At 45.5% G+C, this 22,153-nt stretch carries 9 protein-coding genes; 1 reads left to right on the plus strand and 8 read right to left on the minus strand.

Annotated elements, in window-relative coordinates; translation table 11 throughout:
- Positions 1 to 48 precede the first annotated feature (48 nt).
- The 7 genes from P3L47_RS19325 to P3L47_RS19355 form a co-directional block, all read right to left on the minus strand.
- On the minus strand, positions 49 to 2,391 hold the full coding sequence (locus tag P3L47_RS19325; protein ID WP_277781822.1) for a glycoside hydrolase family 3 N-terminal domain-containing protein: 2,343 nt from the start codon (positions 2,389 to 2,391) through the stop codon (positions 49 to 51).
- Between the two features lie 166 nt (positions 2,392 to 2,557).
- Positions 2,558 to 3,943 carry an alpha-L-fucosidase gene (locus P3L47_RS19330; RefSeq protein ID WP_277781823.1) on the minus strand — a complete coding sequence of 462 codons (1,386 nt, stop codon included), beginning with the start codon at positions 3,941 to 3,943 and terminating at the stop codon, positions 2,558 to 2,560.
- Positions 3,944 to 4,169: 226 nt separating this feature from the next.
- Positions 4,170 to 6,452, minus strand: coding sequence for a glycosyl hydrolase family 95 catalytic domain-containing protein (locus tag P3L47_RS19335; protein ID WP_277781824.1), 2,283 nt, complete (start codon positions 6,450 to 6,452; stop codon positions 4,170 to 4,172).
- Positions 6,453 to 6,472: 20 nt separating this feature from the next.
- Positions 6,473 to 9,856, minus strand: coding sequence for an endo-alpha-N-acetylgalactosaminidase family protein (locus P3L47_RS19340; protein WP_277781825.1), 3,384 nt, complete (start codon positions 9,854 to 9,856; stop codon positions 6,473 to 6,475).
- A gap of 164 nt (positions 9,857 to 10,020) precedes the next feature.
- Positions 10,021 to 13,203: a sugar-binding domain-containing protein gene (locus tag P3L47_RS19345; protein ID WP_277781826.1), complete on the minus strand. Its 3,183-nt coding sequence runs from the start codon at positions 13,201 to 13,203 to the stop codon at positions 10,021 to 10,023.
- Positions 13,204 to 13,237: 34 nt separating this feature from the next.
- Positions 13,238 to 15,379: a TIM-barrel domain-containing protein gene (locus tag P3L47_RS19350; protein WP_277781827.1), complete on the minus strand. Its 2,142-nt coding sequence runs from the start codon at positions 15,377 to 15,379 to the stop codon at positions 13,238 to 13,240.
- A gap of 247 nt (positions 15,380 to 15,626) precedes the next feature.
- Positions 15,627 to 19,046, minus strand: a complete 3,420-nt coding sequence (locus P3L47_RS19355; RefSeq protein WP_277781828.1) for a glycoside hydrolase family 2 protein — start codon at positions 19,044 to 19,046, stop codon at positions 15,627 to 15,629.
- 388 nt (positions 19,047 to 19,434) lie between these two features.
- On the opposite strand from P3L47_RS19355, the gene P3L47_RS19360 reads away from it, so the two are divergent.
- Positions 19,435 to 19,680, plus strand: a complete 246-nt coding sequence (locus tag P3L47_RS19360; protein WP_277781829.1) for an RNA-binding regulator — start codon at positions 19,435 to 19,437, stop codon at positions 19,678 to 19,680.
- Positions 19,681 to 19,774: 94 nt separating this feature from the next.
- Here the strand turns inward: P3L47_RS19360 and P3L47_RS19365 are convergent, their stop codons facing one another.
- Entirely contained in the window at positions 19,775 to 22,135 is a 2,361-nt protein-coding gene (locus P3L47_RS19365; RefSeq protein ID WP_277781830.1) for an ABC transporter permease, read from the minus strand.
- Between the last annotated feature and the right edge of the window lie 18 nt (positions 22,136 to 22,153).

A 22,153-nucleotide genomic window follows, 5' to 3' on the forward strand; every position in this document is an offset into this window, starting at 1 on the left:
GCTACCGTTTTCACCGTAGCCCTATACATTCATCAATAAACTATTTTTTTACAATGTAAACTCTCCCTGCAACCGAATATCATCCGAAGCAGCTCCAATCATTACCTTGAAATCACCCGGTTCGACCACCTGTTTCATTTCCATATTATAAAGAGACAATTCCTCTTCACCCAACGTGAAAGTAACTTTTTTGCTTTCACCTTTCTTCAAAGCAATCCGCTCGAAAGCCTTTAACAGGATCGGGGCCTGGGATACAGAAGCTACTTTGTCGCAAATATAAAGCTGGACAACCTCTTCCCCGTCACGGTCGCCGGTATTGGTTACCGTGCAACTTACCGTTTGTAAGGCATCTTTGCCGTTACCCTTTTGCATTTCCAGCTGGCTGTATTCAAATTTAGTATAGCTCAAGCCATAACCGAAAGCATACAGAGGAGTTCCTTCACTCTCTACATAAGCACGCTGCTTGCCCTGTGAATAAAACAAAGGCAACTGACCTTCGCTACGAGGAACGGATACCGGCAAACGTCCGGCCGGGTTGTAATCGCCAAACAGAACATCGGCAATGGCTGTTCCTCCCTGCTCGCCCGGATACCAGGCAGTCAGCAAAGCCTGGGCTTTCTCCGAAGCCAGATTCATATTCAGTGTACGTCCCTGTATATAAACAACAATCAACGGTTTACCTGTGGCGGCAAGGGCTTCCAGCAACGGTTCCTGATCACCCAATAAACGCAAGGTGCTACGGTCGTATCCTTCGCCACAATCCATATCCGGTAGCACTTGGATTCCATCCGTAGAAACATCGGCAGCACCGGTTCCTATATATTTCGTTTTGAAATCACGTGCACTGGAACCACCGACTACCAATACTACCGCATCGGCAGCACGGGCAGCTTCCACCGCTGCAGGGATATTGCTGGCCGTTACATCACGGATCGCACAGCCTTTCACATAGTTCACTTTCGTAGAAGGAGAAACCGCTTTCCGTATGCCATCCAATACCGTAACGATCTCTTCACGTTCCTGAGGAGCCGTATAGTCACCCAGCTGGTTATACATCATATCGGCATTCGGACCGATCACGGCGATACTTCCGATATTTTTTTTCAAAGGTAATACTCCATCGTTCTTTAACAGGACAATCCCTTCACGGGCTACCTCACGAGCCAGCTCCTTATGTGCCTTTGAGCGTACCAGCTGCTTCGCCTGTTCCGGAGAAACATACGGATTCTCGAACAATCCCATACGGAACTTTAAACGAAGTACGTTAGCGACTGCCCTGTCGAGATCCTCCATAGTGATAGAACCTTCTTCAAAGGCTTTCTTCAAATTCTTGCCATACGCATTTCCTCCCAGGTCCATATCAAGACCGGCTTTCAGTGCCAGGACGGCGGCTTCCTTATTATCTTTTGCCACCCTCGCTCCGACAATTCCTTCGATACTTGTCAGGTCTGAATAGACAAAGCCTTTAAATCCCCACTGATCACGAAGCACATCCGTCAGCAGATATTTATTAGAAGTACAAGGAACGCCGTCGATAGAGTTATAGGAAGTCATGATCGTTCCCACGCCTGCTTCCACTGCCTTTTTGAAAGGGGGCAGATAATCGGAGAAAAGCTGGCGCATACCGACATTGGCACGTGCACCGTTATGTCCGGCTTCAGGAATACCGTAAGCGGCAAAATGTTTCAAAGTGGAAAAAAGATGTTTGCCGTCATTCTGCTCATTGCCCTGCATACCTTTCATAAAAGCAACGCCTAAATTAGAGGTCAGCACAGGATCTTCCCCGAAAGTCTCCTCCATACGCGACCAACGAGGTTCACGGGCAATATCCAATACCGGACCATAACCGATGTTAGCGCCTTGTGAGCGGGCTTCCAAAGCGATCGCCTCTCCCATTTTATACATCAGTTCCTCATTCCAGGTACTTGCCTGCGCCAGTGAAGTCGGAAAAACAGTGGTTCCGATAGCCATGTGTCCGTGCGGACACTCTTCGGCAAATAAGACAGGGATTCCCAAACGGGTTTCCTCCACTGCATATTTCTGTAAAGCATTCAGTGCTTTGGCTGATAATTTGGGATTCAAGCCTGTCTCCAATGTCTTTTGTGTCCAGGGATCAGCACGGAGAACCGCCCAAAATGAACCGATAGGCATTGCTTTCATCCGTTCTTTATAAAGGTCGGAGGCTACTACGCCATTTTTTGTTTTGGTATACATTTCCCAACCCAGCGGACAGCACAGCTGACCGACTTTTTCTTCGACGGTCATACGTCCTACCAGGTCTTTTACTCTATCTTCGACAGGTACCGTAGCCTGTTTATATAACGGCTGCTGAGCCATAGCCTGCCCTGCAAAAGCAATAAGGCCGATCAGTAAAGATGTTGTTTTACTCATATAACTATATTGTTGTTTTATTTAAGAAATTATCAGTTTTGAATGTTTCAATTATTATCAGATGTGAGATATCTTTCATTACAAGGCAACGCCTTGTGCCGCAGGCTCCGCCTCATAAAAGACTCAGTTTTTCCTATATTCGAGAGTGAAGCCTAACTGTCACTTGTCATCTGTCAACTAAAAACTGTAAAGCTATCGGTTCATTCTTTAATCCTTTCGGAAGAGTAACCTTTACTTTGCCGTCTTTGCAGGTGTATTTCACGGTCTTGTTTCCTTTCAGCATTTTCATCTTACCTGTCGGGATATTTCCGCTCCATTCGATCGTTTCAGGCAGATTTTCTCCTTCCGGCAAAGCATAAACGGCATATAAGGTCTTACCGTCTTTATCCGCAGTAAACCAAACATTGCCATCATTATAAACCAGAGTGATGCGGGTATTATAAATCGCTTTTCCATTTACTCTCAACCAGTCACCAATAACATGCAGGCGTTCTGCTACTGCATCTTCGATAGTTCCTTGCGGAGTCGGACCTACACCTAATAACAGACAACCACCTTTGGCTGTAATCTCAGCCAAAAGACCAATCACTTTAGTTGGAGATTTATAAGGTGCATTAGGAACCCATCCCCAATCATTACTCAATGTAATACAGCTTTCCCACGGATTATTCAATTGCGTTTCGGGGATGCTACGTTCCGGAGTCTGATAATTCTCATTTCTTCCGCGGATCGTACGGTCGACAGAGATCAACCCCGGTTGTGTGGAGGTACGCACCTTTGTCAATAACTTATCGAGATTGACATCGTCACCGGTCACCCAGCCGCCATCCAGCCAAAGGATATCGAAGTTACCATAATCTGTCATCAATTCATTCATCTGGTTATAAGTGAAATCCTGGTAGTTTTTCCACCAGTCCGGATGATTTTCTTTCTTATAATTCTGACGACGGTTAGCTGTTGCGAAATAAGGATTCCAAAACCATTCGCAATGCCAGTCCGGTTTAGAGAAATAACATCCGATCATAAAATCTTTCTGTCGAAAAGCATCGAACACGTGACGTGCCACATCTTTTTTCGGATCAGTACCGAAAGGACCGTTTGCGATGGAGAAGTCCGTAAACTTTGAATCGAACATACAGAAACCATCGTGATGCTTCGTTGTAAAGATCATATATTTCATTCCTGCATCCTGCATAATATCCGCCCATTTAGCAGGATCGAACTGTGTCGGGTTCAAAGAGTCCTTCAAACCATAATACCACTTCTTGTATTCATCGTAGGTCATATCTTTTTTGCGGGAGATCCAGTCTACATCCTCGGAACAGATGGACCATGACTCTACAATGCCCGGAACAGAATAAAGTCCCCAATGGAACAAAACACCGAATTTCTGATCTTGCCATTTATCCAGTTTATCCAAAACCTTTTGATCTGTAGGCCATTCATAGTCAGTTGAACGTTCGTGAACAAAACCTTGTACCTGTTGGGCATTTACATTTATCGTCAAAACGGCTCCTGTCAGGCATCCGAATAGTGTTTTCAGGATTTTCATAAAATCATCGTTTTAATTATTGTACATTATTAATTTTTCGTTTAAGTCTACTCTTAACGGGGATTAAAAAAGCACGGCAAGATACAGAAAATATCCTAAAAAGCAAAATGTAATTCTGACAGTATGTAACAAAAAAAAGATGCACGGATCTCATCGCCGATCCGCACATCTTCATCCAATTAACAATAATACCAAATAACTTTTGCTAAAGTATTTCTCTTACTATTTACTTATTAATGATATTTACCCACTCCCCTTTGCTCGTTTCAAAAGAAAGGATACCGTTCTCATTCGTAACTTCACCAGCATTTCCAGTGACAACCACTTCCTCCGCTCCAAACGGTGAAGCGATCCGGATAGTGCCGCCCTGCTCCGGATAGATACGCAGTTTGGTGATCTTTCCATTCTGTTTTTCTGCCGAAATAAGGAAAGCCCCCATAGCACGCAGGTTATCGAATGAAACGTTTGACCAGCCGGCAGGGATAGCCGGGAATACACGGATAATACCAGTGTGACTCTGCAGTAACATTTCCTGAATACCGGATGCAAAAGCAAAGTTACCTTCCAGGGTAAACGGACGATAAGTAAATTTCGATTTACCGCTCTTTGTCTGGTCACCGTTCGCATGGAATGTATTTCGAAGGCAGAAACATTCGGCAAATGTACGCAGTTTGTCGGCTGCTCCTTCGCCGTCGAAAGCACGGGCCTTCATGTTACCACACCAACTGTATGAATAGCCACACCACCAATCCGGTCCATAATCTTCTAATTTCTGAATGGTAGCCCGGATAATCTTCTGCGATTTTTCTCCCTGGCTCCAATCCAGCAACCCCAGCGGATGAATAGCCATCGCATGAGAGAAGTGACGGTGGGATTGATCGTATGAGAAACCTTTGGCAAAGGTCAGGGCACCTTCTTTATCGGTATCCAGTTCCGGCAGTTGTTCATTCAGCATCTGCCAATGGGCGGCTTCTTCCGGAATATTCAGTTCACCTGCCAGTTCTGAAGCAGCACCGAAAGCAAACTTCATTAAGGCCAGATCATAATTAGTCATATCTTTGAACCAGGCATTGATCGAATTATCATATATCTCCGGACTGGAACTCATCGTCAGTTTCCGGACACCCTGTGCATCCACTACGGATATCTGCTCCAGGAATGTAGCCACTTCTTTCAGGAATGGATAAGCACGGTCCTTCAGAAATTCACGATCCATCGAATACTTCCAGTGAAAATAAAAATGCTGTGCCAACCATGCTCCGGCAGTCTGCGACATAGAATACTGTATCCATCCGCCCATCGGTACACCTAGTAAAGTACAAACACCGGGCACATTCATACCGTCTGTTTCAAAATACTGACGGGTATATTCTTTGTAAACATCCCTTTGATTCCACAACGTATTCAGATAACCTAAACCCTCTTTCAGATGATTGCCCGTATAGGTCGGCCAGTAACTAAGCTGGGTATTCAGGTCATGGTGATAGTCGCCCTTCCAGGGTGGTAACTTACCGTTATCCGCTGTCCAGACAGCCTGCAACGAGATCGGATATGAATCCTCACGGGTAGCAGAGCCGTACTTATACATTTCATTATCATATTGTTTCTGTAAAACAGGATCGGGAAGTGTTACGGAAGACTGCGCCCAATAACTCTTCCAAAAATCCAAATGAGACTGATAATCCTGATTTATACCGCGCGTCATCGCTTCCTGCGTTTCATCCGATGCTTTATCTTGTACCAATGAAGAAGTCACACTCCACACTCCGCAAAGTGTTTTTCCTTTTTGCTCCCAGCGGACATTTACATCATATGAAAAACCATTCCACCCCTCCTGATGATAGGTAATCTGATTGGCATCTTCATTGATTTCCCCCTGTTTATATCCGAGACGACGCAAATCCTGTCCTTCTACAGAACTACCGGCTTCATTTCCACCGGTATTGTATTTAGGAGAAATCAAGGTCGGAGTGATTGACGACGGTAAATTCTCGAAAACAAACCAGCCGACTGGTTCGGTAGCATGGACAAATGTTTTCAATGTCGCCCCGTTTTCCCAGGTCGCTTCACAAAGTGCATTGTTCAAATACAAATGAACATCAGACGGAGACCCCAGTTTTTCCAACGAGAACTCCAACGCCGCTCCCGGTATTTTGGATGGAGCCGGTTGCTGGTTATATGGGTGATCGAACTTCTTCTGCACCGGCAGATAATCTCCTTTCATCACCTGCTCACGAACCCAGGCAAACCGGTTGTTCGGTCCCGAAATACTATCCATCGGGCGAAGATCCCAAAGGTCTGTCCTATCCAGTGAAAAGCGTAACGCCGAATCCCGCTGCCACACCAGGGCGCCGACCGTCGCATTACCTAACGGCATTCCTTCATCCCAGGTCTTTGCCAGATCCGGGAACTGCAGATCGCTGTCCGATGATACCACCGGCAGGTCAACAGATACATTACAGGCTGTCAACAGCCACACACTCAATGTCAGTAATAAGTTTTTCTTCATAACATAATACATCTAAAATTCTATTTTATCAACTCTCCTTTTATTCCGAAATCATCGATAACCAGCAATCCGTTCCCCTCTTTCACTACGGCGATATAAAAATCCGTACAGTCAGGAGTCGTGAAACGGACGTTACATGTTCCGGAACGATTCAAATCGTAGGAAAAGACCTCTTTACCGGTCGACAAGGATCTTCCGACTACCTTGTAAACATCCCTGGTATCTACCTTGTAATCAAATTCGACTTCATATTCCTGTCCCGGAGCGAAACGGATCATGGCAGGAGAAGTACGATATACCTCCCCGTTTCTTTCGCGCCAGGTAGCCAACGACCAATTCCCATGAATTGTATTATCCGTATAAACATCGTGTTTTTGAGACAGATGCGTAGTAAATGCACTGGGCTGACAAGCTATAAAAGGTCCCCAGCCCTCATCGACATGTTCAAAATCTTCAAAATAAGTATAACCGGCTTTTTGTGTTTGCAGGCATTCCACCAGACGAACATCATCGAAACATACGGCTGCCGTATCCTCTGAAGCGACACCGCCATTCAGTGAAAGAACAATCTCTTTTTGACCAGTCGGCATACGGAATGGTATCTTCAAACGCTGCCAGGTCGTCCGGAAACGATCCGTATTATCTGTATAATTCATGACATGGCTTTCCCGGATGGAGGTTTGTACCTTCAACACTTCTCCGCTTTGTATCGCCAGTCTCGCTTCTTTCCGGCCGATGACATTGACCCAAACAGAAGCTACATATTCCTTACCTGGTATCAGTCCGTTCACCACCTGGCTGACACCGGCAGTATCCTTTCCCTTTATCTCCAGATAGTCCTGTCCGTAAGCTGTTTCCCTGACAGCCAAAGCATCCATAGCTCCCTGCTTCTGCCAATAGTCAAACGACTGGCTGTCGAAACCTGTATCTTTTACCGGACTCCCCTCGCTCCAAATCATTTCCGGTAAAGGAGCCATCTCCCGCTTATAAATGACATACCCTTGGTCCGGCAAAGCATCTATCTCTATCCGACCGTTACGGACAGGAAGCGTTCCTGCCAACTTACGTCCCAAATCGCTCAAGGCATACAAATAAACCGTTTCCTGTCCTTTCCAGGATTCCGGTAACTGCCAGGTCGTTTTCCCTCCCTGTACATTATAGTGGTAAATCTTTTCTTCCGTTTCCGGATTCCAGGGAATGAATACACAGTCACCCGTCATTAGAGTCTGTTCTCCCCTCTGAATGACTGTTCCGTTCTTCCCGTCTCCCACGGCAAGTAAACCACTCTCCAATACAGCACGTGCCGTATCCAGCTGCAATACCGGATAATGCATCAAATACCGGTAAGGCAACTGTTTGGTAAAAAAGTTATGAATCACACCTTTAAAATCACGTCCTTTTTGCCAGCCCATAAAACCGATCTCCGCTCCCCGGTTATATCCTCCGAGTAAAGCCGGATGCATAGCATAGCCGTCCCGGTACTGATGATGAACCAAACGATGTATCAAGCTTTTAGCCTCCGGATTATAATGGATCCATACGGCCTCCTTATCAAACACATCTGCATCTTCCGTCCATACAGCCCAGCCATTTTGGTTGAATAACCGGGCAGTCTGATGAGCCAGCCAACGATATTCCCGATAGGTATCGAGATAAACAAAAGACAGGTCGGGCACATCTGCTTTCAGCCGGTTCAAACGTTCTTCAAAAGAACCTGCCAGCATATCCGCCTCTTTGTTCAGGAAATAAGACTGGTCCAGCCAGCTCCATGCAGGCATATCCGTCACGATTCGGTCATTGAAAGCTCTCGCCTCTGGATAAGATTCGCTATGATTGATATGAACTCCGATATGTGCATTATATTTCCGGGCTTCTTTTGCCAGAAATGCCAGATCGTCCTTTCCGCCCGCCCGTTCGTTATAATTACCTGAGTAGTCCGGATGGGCACTGTCATGCCCTTCGCTCTGATATCCTTTCAGTTCGAGCATCTGTCCGAAGCCATCGGTTGCCAGGTAAAACTTCTTGATATTATCCAACTGGCGAAGGAAGGGATACTGAGCACAGCTGGCAAAATTCATAGTAATCGTAGCATACGAGTTCTGTATCCTGTCTACGCCGAAAGGAGCCGGATATACCTGCTGCAAAGCAACAGCTCCGTCTTGCCAATCGACTTTATTGTCCCGATTGCAATCATCGGAGAGGATTACCTTTATATAAGGCAGTCCGACCACTTTTCCGTCATGTCCCCGATACATCCACTCGTTCCCCCAAATACCTGTCACCACCGAACCGGGTGTCTGTACCGATTGATACAAAAACTGACGGGTCGCATAAATAGAATTACTCTCAAGAGTTGCCACTAACTTATCTGAGTTCAGCAGTACAATGGAACCATACTGGCTGGTATTATCGACAGCCTTCTCTTTCAACGGATAGAATCTGTCGGCATGTACATTATCTGCTACAGACAGGCAACTTCCCGGAACCGTATCCGATAGGGATACCAAATTATGATCCGGAAAAGCCAGCGTCTTTACTTTGAAGTTTCCTTTTTCTTCTATTTCGGTTACGGATAGCTGAAACAGGTTATCGGTTACCTGACAGCAGACCTGCATCGTAACACCTATCTCTTTTACTTTTAATGTATACAGAATCCGGTCAGCTTCCGCTTTGCTTGCCACCTGAGGCTGATAATAATCCCCATTGATCAGGATATCTTTTACACCAAAAGGCTGTCCGTCTAGTCGGGACTGAGTTTCTTTCCAAAGATAAGACTGCACGGATGGAAAATCTTTGTTCAATACTACTTCTATCTGGGATGAAGACAAAGTATAACCGCTTTTCTTTTTAGCAATCTCCCTCTTCGGTGCTTTCAACTCCCGGCAAATGACATTGGATATCTGCACATTACCCTGATCATGCACGCGGAAACCTGTCCGACCGGGCGAGAGAGGAAGATCCGGTATATACTTATGAGTAATCTGTTCCCCGTCCACATATACTGTCAGTGTACGTCCGATACAATTTACTTTGATATGCCGTAAATGATGTGCATATAATTTAGCAATATCACGGGCTATCTCCGTCTTACCGTTCGGTGTTTCCACATACCAATAGGCAAAGCCCAAATGATCTGTAGCCTTATCACATCCTACATATATCCAGTCGTTTTCATTTACATAACGGAGCAATACACCCACCTGTGCCGATGAATTTTGTGGCAACAGGTCGAACTCGACCGTACTGTTGACAGCCGAAAAACTATCCACCCATACCAGGCTATCCTGCCCGCTTTTCAAATACCAGGTACAGAAAGAATCGTTTATACCTTTCTCCAATTGCGGAGAGGCGAAAGAAGTTACTGAGATCAAACAAAAAGTCCCTATAGTTAGGATTTTATTCATCTGTTTCAAAATTTATAGTGCTTATATGATATATTACCTGAATATACAAAGATAAAGAGTGAAAATATATTAGAGAAACATATTTCCACTCTCTTTTCCTGAATCTCGTATTTTGCAAAATATATCACCTATTTTGCAAACATTCGACATGGATTATTCCTTTTTTACTCTTCCATTATCGCCACTTTCGAGATGACCAAATCCGGTCCGTTCTTTACTTTCGCTTTCAGACGAAGGATACCGTCGTTGGAGTCTTCACGCATAATATGCAGTTTAACCCATGACTCTTCCTGATCCTGCTTGCCGGATTCGTAATCGCGACCTTCGAAAACCAGATATCCCGTACGTCCTTTCTTATCCTTGTCTGCAAAACAAACATATAAAGAACCGATAATTCCCAGCGGACACTCGATAGTCAACTCCATCTCCTTGCCCTGCCATCCCGGAGATACTTTCCAGGTTGTTTTTTTATTGGCAAATGTCTTGTCCGAATTAGCACAATCGATATATAATAAAGCATTACTGAACTCACCCGTTACCGTACTTTTCAGCGGTTCGACAAAAGTAAACATCTTTTGCAGTGAAGGGATATCTTTCTCCAGCGAAGGATTGAAGTCTTCAGAATCCATATAATGCAATATGCTCTTCTTCAGCTGACGGGCAACCGGATTCTTTTCATCCTTCAGATCAAAGCCGCAGACAACCAGTTTACCCTTACCAACTTTCAGCTCAAAGATGGCCGCCAGCTTGTTATTCCGATGGAAATCGTCTACCGGCTGCGCGATCGGTTTATATGCTTCCGGATAATCATTTATATAAAATGCCCTCGCATCTTTATAGACAGACTGCCATTGCCAGTCGCTATGAGAATCGGTCGGGAACTCTGCAAACAACGGATGTTTATCGCGTACCACCATGCCGATCGTATTCTTTCCCTGACCAGGGAAGAAAGTCAATGACCAGTATAAAGGATAGTAACTGATCTTATCGCATGTTTCCTCCGTACCCAGTGCGGCTGCCTGCAAAAGAACCTTTCCACCGTTTTCAAGATGCTTTATACAGGCTGCATCCATCCGGTCGGTTACGTAAACAGTTCCAGTCGACTCTTTCTGCCTGTCGGCAGAAGTATTTACCGACGGATACACCCAGATATTCCAGCGGTTAGCTATCGCCCGTCCCTGCAGACCGACTTCCACCGTCAGCTTCTGAGCCGTAGTTATCTGTGACAGGTCACAACTAATCTTTCCCCCTAACTCCGAACTTCCGACAGGCCAACGGCGTGAAGCCGTCTCACCGGAAGCGACTAGATTGCTATTCACATCTTTTATCTTCCAGTAAAGGCCATCCTGCAAATCTTCCGTTCCGTAATGAGCCAGTTGCATCTCGGCAGTAAACGGCTCCTTGTTCTCCCAAACATATTTCGGCATACGCAGCAAAGTGACCGTCGTATCATGATGTGCCCGGAATTGTTCGGGCGTAGTAATACCTTTACTATCATAAAATACATCCAGCCATCCGATCAGCGCTTCTCCCTGTCCCTGATAATCCTGCATGCTGAGCAACTGGATTCCGGCACAGGAGGGTGTACGAAGGAAGGATTCTATCTCATATTTATACATGATCTGATTGAGCGCACCCGAAGCTGCAACAAACTCCCCATTCTGTTCTTCGATCCTATTCTTACGTGCCTGCTCACGAAACTCTTCCAGGTTACGGGCTTTCAGGACACCGGTATATTTCTTTATCTCCTCCCATTTGGGATAGACCGGCCATTGTCCGATCTCATGGGAAAGGATCGGTATGTTTGACTGGGAATAAACATCCTCAAAGTCCCATGCCGTGGAAGCTCCTCCGCGTAAACCGCGTGTTGCGCCCAACTTATCGATATAATGCGTGACCATATACTGATCGACTGGCATGATCTTACGGGCAGTCGATACGGCATACAAACGGCGGGAATCCTTTGCACGTAAAGGCTTTATCCATGATTCCATCACTTCAAAATCGGAATTACCCAACTCGTTACCGATACATTGCATCACAAAAGAGGGATGATTGCCGTAAGCATTGATCATACGGTGCAGTTCCTGTTTTACATAACGGTCGGCAGACGGATTTTTTCCCAGTCCCTGTGGATGACCTTTCGTATCCATTTCTTTCCGTTCCTTTTGTTCGACAGACATCCACCAGTCTATCCAGATCGTTTCTGCCTGGATATAGATACCGATCCGGTCGGCAGCCACAAAAGCAGCTTCGGGAGGACACCAGGAATGGAAACGGACATGGTTCAATCCGTAATCTTTATAGATACGGAAGATACGTTCCCAATCCTCTACCTTACAGGAAGGATAACCGGTCAATGGGAAATGAACACAATCGAGATTTCCGCGCAGGAATACCGGTTTTCCGTTGATCTGTATCTTCGACTTGGAAGAAGTTACTTCACGGAAGCCAAATTCTATCTCACGGGTATCGTATGTTTTCTTTTTATCCTGTACGGTAACTTTCAATCGATACAGATTCGGGGTAACATCATTCCACAGCTTGATGCCGGCGGGCATCGCCGCCTGGAAGTCCAGCACATTCGCACCTTTCTGTAAAAGTTGTTCAGTTATCCGGCTAAAAACGACCGCTCCACTCTCCCGCTCCGTCAGTTGCCAGGAGATACGGGTATCCACTTTCTTAGCAGATGTGTTCATGATCGTATCTGTTACCTGCAGAGTACAGGGAGAAACCTTGGTAAATACTTGCGGATTGGAGAAATGGATGGCTTCGACAGCTTTCAACTGTAGGCGGCCAACTGCACCATTCCAGATACTTTGTGTATATTCGGTATACACATGCCCTTTATCGCCGATATTATAGATCAGATCGTTATTGATACGGATCGTCAACCGGTGTTTTCCGGGAGACAAATAACCGAGATCATGGTAATGGGGAGTGGAGAGTGCATCCTGTACGGATACTTCTTTTCCATCGACAAAAACACGTGATTCCCATAAGACCCGTTCCAGTTCCATCCGGATGCGTTTTCCATTCCATTCGGATGGGATTTCAATTTCTCTCGAATACCAGGCAGGACCATAATATTTATAAGCACGTGTAAGGATACCGAAATCGGAGCCGGACGTTTTTTCACCATAATGCGCTTCATCGGTTGTTCCCGGTAAAGTTATATGATCGGTAAAAGAGGTTCCCTGCCAGTTTTCTTTCAACCCTTTGTCTTCGGGATCGAGCTTAAACTGCCAGGAACCGCTTAAAGATTGATTGTTTTGTATCTGTGCAAAAGCCGATATGCACCAATTGGCTACTAAAAAAAAGATTACTTTAGAGAGTTTTTTGTTCATATGTATTTTGTTATTGTCAAAAGTAAATGTAACCTTATTTGGTCATAAACCGGAAATTATACTCACTGAATGACCAAACTTGTTTTCCCTTCGGAAGAACAGCCTTACCCTTCTTTTTGCCTTTTTTGTCGACCGTAACAGTCAAGTCGATGCGGGTATACTCACCTTTTTCGAAATCATAGGATGAACCGTCATCATCATAAAGAGAATAGGTTGCCGGTTTATTTCCGTAGTGGCGTACTTCCAACGGATATTTCCTATCCTCAAACTTCGCCATAGCAGGCCATAAAGGAATTATACCGCCATCCTTTACATAAACAGGAATATGACGGCCGGGAGCTACCGTTATTACTTCTCCTTCACCGGCAAACTCTCCGGTATAGAAATCAAACCATTTTCCTTGGGGCAAAACCACTTTGCGCTCTTTCTCTCCGGCAAACAACGGAGCTACCAGGATATTCTCTCCTACCATAAACTGATCTTTCACTTCCCGGCGGATAGCCATTGCATATGGATTGTCCGTCGCATCCAGTTGTCCTTCTACCGTCTGTACTTCAGCCGCATATCCCTCTTCCAGGTTCATCGCCCGAACCGGAGGTGTCCCGTAAAAAGCATAATCAGCAAACGCGGTATATAAATAAGGAATCAATTGGATACGCAACAATGCTATTTCACGAATGTCGTCCTCTACATCCGTAAACGTCCACGGCTTCGTACCATCCGCCCAGGCGTTCAGTTGTGCTATCGGCGAGAAACAAACCGTCTGCATCCGTCGGAGCCACTCTTCCGATGTCTTGGAAGAACGAACTTCCGGTGTCCACAATACCCCGATAAAAGAACTGTTTATCAATGCCGTAATAAAACCCCGATGATCGTAATAATCATTATACAATACATATGGATAGGCATTCGTCCCTGCATTACCGGCACGCACCTGTCCGTAGGTACGCATATTCTTCTCACGATACATCTTTACGGTTGCCTGCTGCATCAGCGAACCATACAGGTTACGGAGCTGTTCCGCCGGAATACCGGAAGGGAAAGTAGCTACATCCGGCCAAAGCCAGGAATCATATCCGTCGTTTTCATCCATCTTATAACCGCTGATACCGAGATCGAGCTGGTGCTTGCGGAAATGATCGGTCATGATCTTACAGGCTTCCGGCATGGAATAGTCAGGCACTTCGCCCAACCAAACGGTATGCGAACCGGTATAGGGCTTTATCTTGTCATATACCTCGCTATGCTTGGATACATACGGATTCATCCACAGATTCAACCGGATATTCTTATCCAGCATATCCTTTACAAAACCGGGAGCATCCGGAAAACGCCCCTTGTCCCACTCGTAGGTACACGGATAGGCTTTGCTATGCCATCCCGGTTCAAGCCCGATCACAGACAGAGGGAATCCCCGTTTCTCAAACTCATCGACTTCCGTTTTCACATCTTTGTCGGTAAACAAAGTCGGTGTACGATGCCAGAACCCGAGTCCCCACCGCGGAGGTAAAGCCCCTCCCCCGTTATACAGGTTGTAACGGCGGACAACATCCAGCATCGTCGGACCGGCAAAAAATACCATTTCCACACCTTCGGCGGGAACCAATACTTCTATATTATCTGAATAGGGCTGTGCGGGCCAGGTCCGGTCAGTATTACGATCCTGTTCTTCGGGAGCATTCGGACCTTTGCGGACGGCAGTTCCTACCCAAAGATCTATGTAACGGGCCGAATTGATCAATACACCGTATCCGCGCGAAGAGATAAAGAAAGGAACCGGTGCATGGGTACGTCCGTTGTCGCTGCCGGTATAATGGTCCATGTGAAGCCGCATGATCCTTCCGCGTTGTTCAACAGTTTTAAAGTTAAGTCCCAGTCCGAATATCTTCTCCTCCTTTTCCAAAGGAAAGCTGATATACGTTTTACCATCTCTCAATTCCACCTTCACATCGGCGGGAGATATCGGCAAAACACCTTCCGGCATCTGTTGAAGAGCCTCTTTTTTCGGTGTGATATCGAGTTCACTTAACAGGTTGATTTTCTCCGGTTTTCCGACAGATAGTTTCCAAACTCCGGCGTACTCACCAGTGCTCCAATCTTTCGAAGCGACATTCGATTGAGCAAAAGAAACAGCCACGTAACCAATAGCTGCAAATAATAAGGTAAGTTTTCTCATGATATTGTGTTCTACATATTTAGATGCAAAATAAAACTATTTAATCAGAATAACAAATGGATGGGAGATATTAAAAGATGGATAATATTGTGATCGGTTTAATCTTTATACGAAAGGCTTATTTCTTCCTTATCTTCTGCATTTTGTATCCTTTAATTTTGTACCTTGGTTAAATTGAATTAGTATGGGGTCTTTTTCTATTTTGCATGTATATAAATAGAAAAAGACTCCCTTTCTATAATTGAATTTATTTTACATACAACATAACTGTTCCGCCAATCGTATCTCCCTTCTTTAACGGTTTCCGGAACGGAGCATAATAACTGCCCAGGAACATTTCATTTCCTGCCGTGACGAAATCGGCAACCAGGAAACGGATACGGTCTTTTTCCAGCCATGAACGCCAGTGTTGTTTTCCGTTGGAAACAGCTGTTACCTTATTTCCTGAATGGTCTGTCAGACCGGCATACCAAATGTTTCGGCGGGTTGAACGGAAATCGTTACTTCCCAACTCATTATAATCCAGGCTCCAGGACCAGCTCGGTTCCACACGGGGATCCAGACGGGCGGGCAGACCGGAATAGAACAACTCTGCCTCTCCTACCGGACGGCTGATATGGTCGTCGGGATAAACGCTCCACAAACCGTCACGCCGCCAGAATGTTTTATCGAATGCAGCGGGAGCCTCGAAGACCAGTCCCCACTGACGGGGATTCACGTCTGCCAGCGCATCGAAAGAATAGCTGACGGAAAGTTTTCCTCCGACATTGACAGTCAGCTTATAACTTCCCTCAAACTCCTTATAGCTTCCTTTAACGGTAACAACAACGTTCTCTCCTTCTTTGACAGCATCTATCTCCGTCGGTTTCCATTCGGTACAGATATCATTAAACAAAGGCGTGTTTGCATTATGATTCGGGAAGCAACCTCCGCCATTCAAAGGCAATGCCATCAGCCATGGACCTCCGTTCAGTATCTCCTGTTTTCCCTGCTTTAGAGACAGGATTTGTCCGGTCGTACGGCTCACCTCGCAGGAGAAGTTCTTACCCGTAATACGGTAAACGTCATTGCTCTTCTTCAGTTGAGTAGCTGATGATTGCAGTTCCGGCAATTCGTTCTGGACCTGTTTACCGACCGGAATGATATATTCATCGGCAACAAAGCCACGCGGATCGGTGAATGAAAGATAAAGTTCGTTCGCTTTATCCGGATTTTCGATCGGGATACGTATCAGCCCATTCTCTCCCGGTCGGATCGAAGCAAAAGAGATACCCTGCTCCTCCCCGTATTTCCAACGGATCTGCAACTCGCTGAAATCCGTATATGTATATCTGTTTTCCAATGCGATGGTCAGTTCCTTAGCCGGAGACAATTGTGCGGTATGTACCCGTACAGGACTGTATATCTTCTTCATATCCCAATATTCCGGTTTCGGACGACGCCATCCGTCGATCGGTCCCCATGGCCCGTAACCGACCGCATCTCCGTTCGGCATTTGGAAAATATCGTCGATACCCGACCAAATGGAACCACCCAGTACACCGTCTGTCTTATACATATTATCCCATGTCGGAGACAAAGCCAGTGCCCAGTCACTGCGCACGCCCGGGTCTGTAACCAGTTCGCTCCGGTTATATACATTCAGATGGCAATACTCGCCATATACCATCGGGCGGTCACTTTTGGCTGCAACTTTATATCCGTCCGGTCCCGGATAATGAATATTCGCTATCGGTGCCGTACTTCCCTGATTATTGAAGCCACCGTATGCCTGGTCGTGGAACGTATGCGGACGTGTAGGGTCTGCCTTTTTCACATAGACTTCCACCTGGGCAAACTCCTTGTTCCAGTAAGATTCATTAGCCATCGACCAGAAGATCACAGAAGGATGATTCCGGTAAAAATGAATGGTTTCCATATTTGCCTGCAAGACATACGGATAATATTTGCTATCCTGGTAATCGAGTGTTTTCCAGTTTTCGTTGGCATGATGGCCGATCCAGCAGACAGGTGCTTCTACCTCGACGAACATACCCAGTTCATCGCAAATCTGAAGCAATTCCTCACAGGGAGGATAATGCGAAGTACGGATAAAGTTACAGTTTGCCGCACGGTATAATTCCACATCTTTCCGTTCCAGCTCGGGAGTCATGACACGACCCGTAAGCGGGTGCGCTTCATGACGGCAGACACCTCTCAGTTTCACCGGTGTTCCGTTTACCAGCAGACGGTTGCCAACGATCTGTACCTCCCGGAAACCGAAGCGTTTCTCAATCTGTTCAGTCGTACGGTCACCAGTACTCAATTCAATCTTCATCGTATATAAATGGGGATGCTCATTGTCCCATTTCTGCGGATCACGTACTTTTCCTATCAGCCAACCGTTCCATGTCTCGCCCGGAGCCAATGAAGGAATCTGCTGGTCCAGCACAACCGGCAGTCCGGCAATGGAGAGACGGGCAGCTATATTCTCTTCAGCTTCTTTCCCGGAGTTCGTTACTGCCAGGTAGACTTTTAAGTCGGCATCCTTATATTTTTCATCCAGGTCCGTTACAATACGTATATCAGATATATGTACATCCGGGACGGTAAAAAGCGTCACTTTACGAGTGATACCGCCAAGTTGGTGAGCGGCATACTGCGTCAGGCTACCCAGCATATCGGCAAGCGATTCGCTACGGACTTTCAGAGCCAACCGGTTCGTACCTGCTCGCAATGCCGGTGTAGCATCCAGTTCAAACGCAGTCATACCTCCCATGTGGGTACCTATTTCTTGTCCGTTCAGCCAGACGGTACATTCGCTGGAGACACCGTCGAAACGCAGCTTCACCTGTTTTCCTTTCCAGTCGGCAGGTAAGGTAAATGTAGTCATGTATCCTCCGAATCCGGCCGAATCGACCTTGAAGCCCTGCATCGACCACTGCCCCGGTACAACGACCGGATGCCATTCCCCTGCTTCAGCCTCCCGGTTCTGAAAACCGGCTTTCGGGGAAGGATTGAACTGCCAGGTCCCGTTCAACGAAAGAACCGGATCATATACGCCCGGAACACTGTAAGGTACAGCCGTATAAACCGGCAAATGTTCTTCTGCATTCACTGTCGTATCCACCCGGTAACTTTGCGTATGTATCAATGCCTGTTTCTGGTCGCCCTCGAATGGAATCGGTTTCTTCGGGTTGGAAGAATACAGATTCAGTTCGGACACCAGTGCATTCGGACCTTTCAATACTTCGAAAACCAACACCAGCTGCCCGTAAGCAAATGCTTTCTTCGGCAGGTCGATGCGGTAACGTTGTTCTTTTCCTTTTTCCAGCAGAACAGGAGCCTGTACTTCGTTTCCATCGGCAACGATCCGTTGCTGACGCTCATTGTCAGAGAGATAAACGACCTCCAACTGGTAGTCAGCCTGGATATCCATCCGGTCGAAAGCATAAATAACGGTTCCTCCGAAATTGCATGTCCGTGCCGTGGCACTTCCGCCTATTTCGTCGGGCATCGTATAATTATCGCCTTTTACCAAAAACGGCTGTTTGCCGTCCATACCGCAATCGTTGGAAGCGACCGGGTACAAGGAAGTAGTCTGTGCACTTATTGTCAGGACAGAGAGTAATATTATCAAGGTGCTTAGAAGAGGCATTCTATGCCTGGATTGTTCAAGGTTATTCATTCCGCTTTTGTTTAATATTTCATACTGCAATATTACAAATATCCGGCAGCTTACCCTCTATATATTATAAATGAAAAGAGAAGCGTGAGGGAACTATTCTTTCATAAAGATGTACAAAACGGAACTGTCCGCCATAAACATCCAACCGCCTCTTTCCCAATTTATGGCTTTATTTCATAATAATAATGTATTATCAAAGAATAATCAAGAAGTATAGTGTTTTATCCAAATTGTTTCCGTTACTTTGCATCAGAAACAATAAGAGATTTATTTCGATCTTACTCTAACATGTATCTTTCCGGTTCTCAAACACCGGGCATTTCCATCTCTGATAAAGACCTTCCTAAAGTTTTATTGTTAAATTATTAATTTTTTTATTTTTATATTTATGAACATGTATATTGGTAACCTTAGCTACAATGTTAAGGAATCAGATTTGAGAGATGTAATGGAAGAGTTTGGAACAGTTGATTCTGTAAAACTTATTGTAGACCGCGACACAAGAAGATCAAAAGGTTTTGCTTTTGTTGAAATGCCTGAAAACTCGGAAGCTATGAAAGCTATCAACGAATTGAACGGTGCAGAATACGAAGGACGCGCCATGGTTGTCAAAGAAGCACTTCCAAGAAATTAATTGACTGACATATTATTGTTAATACATCAATAGAAAAAGGATATCTGTAACAGATATCCTTTTTTGTTTTTATATGCGTACTTTGCAACCTGTATCATTCTGATTTCAGGCTATCTACCGGGTTGGCATTGGAAGCACGCCAGCTCTGGAAAGTGACGGTTCCGACAGTAATAACCAGTACGATCAGCAAGGCCAACAAATATACCCACCAATACATCGGTGTTTTATAGGCAAAGCTTTCCAACCACTTTTTAATGCCATAATATCCTACCGGGACAGCCAGCGCGAAACAGACCAGGACAATATAAATATACGACCGGTTCAACATCTCCAATATTTCCATATTCGTCGCACCATGCACTTTGCGGACACCGATCTCTTTCCGGCGGTATTGGGTTTCAAATACAACCAACCCAAAGACACCTACAAGCGATATAATAATAGCCAGTATACTGAACACCGTGATCAGGCTACGCAAGTTCTCTTCCTTATGATACAGTTCGTTAAATATCTCATCATAAAACTCGATATCATACGGATAAGACGGGTCTATATCTGCCATCGTATTACGGATATGGGAAACAGCACTGCGTATATCTGTTCCGGCTTTCAGGCGGATATAGGAAACAGTCATAGGAAAAGGTATATTACCTGTCACAAAAGCAATATTATTCTCTCCGCTACGGAGTGAAGTAAACTTCACATCACCGGTCAGACCTACAATACGACCTGTTTTCCACGATGTTACTTGATCACCGGCTTCCATGTTTACTTCCATCTTAGCCGTATGGTTAAAGATATACACAAAATCTTCCGACAGTTCATCTGCAGGCGAGAAATCACGCCCTTCCTCGACCGGAATACCCATGACACGCAGGAAATTCTGTGATACGGCTATCATAAAGAAGTGTAATTCCTTTTCCTTTACATAACCGCCATTGGTGCTGTAACCATCCTTCGAACCTACTTTTTCCATAGCAAAAGCCACATCTTCGATACCCGAATATTCTTTCAGACGATTCACATACGTATCGTGCGACTTATTATAGATCTCCCCGCTCAAACGGACAATAGCGATCTGATCCTTATCGAACCCCAAAGAATATCCGCGCATATAATTGTTCTGAAGGCGGACAAAGCTGGCGCCGATGATCAACAGGATGGAAACGATAAACTGAATGCTTATCAGGACCGTACGCAGCTTGCGCCCGGAAGGAGAAAGTCCGAAACTGCCTTTCAGTACCAACGCCGGCGGGAAAGAGGTCACATACCATGACGGATATAATCCGGCAACGATCCCGGTAAACAAGGCTACAACTCCAGTCAGTAATATAACAGGCAGGTTACTTACTATTGCCAGGTTTGCATCCACGAAAGGCAAGGCTTCCGTACGTCCCAATATCCAAACAATGAATAAACTCAACAGCCAGGAAATCATGCTGATGATAGCTGCTTCCGCCAGCAGGGCACGTCGCAATACAGCATCCGGGCTACCCAATACTTTCTGGGTATTGATACTCTTGATACGCATCGGTGTCAGTGATGTACTGAAGTTCGTAAAATTGATAGCAGCCACAATGATAATCAATAAAGCGATGAAGAACAGCAACATGGTCACTTCCTTATTTCCACTTCGGAAGATCGTTCCGTCCTGGCTCTCATTCATGTAATAGATACTTGTCAACGGAGTCAGTTTGATACGTGTATCCTCCCCTTTATCTATCTTGGAGAAGTCAAAGTTGGCATTAAAATTATCCACTACGGTCTGTGCTGATTCAGGATTATCCAGTAACAGATAGCAAACATAATTACTAGCTCCGAAATTATCCCGTTGATAGGTTTCACCGATAGCTGTATAGATCAGGTTACGCATCTGGGTATTACCGGGAAAATCCTTATAAACAGCTCCTACCGTATACTCGCGGTTATCTTTCGATTGTACACTTTCTTCCGCATGAAGTGCTTTTCCCACAGCCGGCTGGTCACCGAACATCTTGCGGGCTACACTCTCAGGCAGGATTACTTTTTCCGGATCATTCAGGCAATCGCGGTCCCCTTTAATGATCGGGAAATCGAACACTTTGGCTATATCCGGATGACAAGTTTGTACCAACTCCCGGTAACCGATCTTCTGCCCGTTCTTCACAACAGAAAAATAGACAGCAGGATTGTACGGATAGATCAGGCTACCTGCTTCAATATGGGGTGACGACTGGATAACCGACTCTACAAAAGCACGTGGCAGGATCAATCCAAAAGTACCTGCCTGTGTTAATTCAAGGCGATACACCCGATCGGCAGTCGGATGACAGCGATCAAAACTACGCTCGTAGTTCACCTGTATCAGAATAACTATAAAGGCAGCAAAAGCCACAGCCAACCCAGCCACGTTCAAAAGGGTCGCCATCTTGAAACGCCGCAATACGCTCAGAAAGTTTCTTAATATTGTTTTCATATTATTTGTATTTACCTT

Source organism: Parabacteroides chongii (assembly GCF_029581355.1).
GTDB lineage: Bacteria > Bacteroidota > Bacteroidia > Bacteroidales > Tannerellaceae > Parabacteroides > Parabacteroides chongii.

What these genes read in the sequence shown, in the direction of transcription:
- P3L47_RS19325 (WP_277781822.1), bottom strand. Translation starts at nt 2,391, where the DNA reads ATGAGTAAAACAACATCTTTACTGATCGGCCTTATTGCTTTTGCAGGG.
- P3L47_RS19330 (WP_277781823.1), bottom strand. Translation starts at nt 3,943, where the DNA reads ATGAAAATCCTGAAAACACTATTCGGATGCCTGACAGGAGCCGTTTTG.
- P3L47_RS19335 (WP_277781824.1), bottom strand. Translation starts at nt 6,452, where the DNA reads ATGAAGAAAAACTTATTACTGACATTGAGTGTGTGGCTGTTGACAGCC.
- P3L47_RS19340 (WP_277781825.1), bottom strand. Translation starts at nt 9,856, where the DNA reads ATGAATAAAATCCTAACTATAGGGACTTTTTGTTTGATCTCAGTAACT.
- P3L47_RS19345 (WP_277781826.1), bottom strand. Translation starts at nt 13,203, where the DNA reads ATGAACAAAAAACTCTCTAAAGTAATCTTTTTTTTAGTAGCCAATTGG.
- P3L47_RS19350 (WP_277781827.1), bottom strand. Translation starts at nt 15,379, where the DNA reads ATGAGAAAACTTACCTTATTATTTGCAGCTATTGGTTACGTGGCTGTT.
- P3L47_RS19355 (WP_277781828.1), bottom strand. Translation starts at nt 19,046, where the DNA reads ATGAATAACCTTGAACAATCCAGGCATAGAATGCCTCTTCTAAGCACC.
- P3L47_RS19360 (WP_277781829.1), top strand. Translation starts at nt 19,435, where the DNA reads ATGAACATGTATATTGGTAACCTTAGCTACAATGTTAAGGAATCAGAT.
- P3L47_RS19365 (WP_277781830.1), bottom strand. Translation starts at nt 22,135, where the DNA reads ATGAAAACAATATTAAGAAACTTTCTGAGCGTATTGCGGCGTTTCAAG.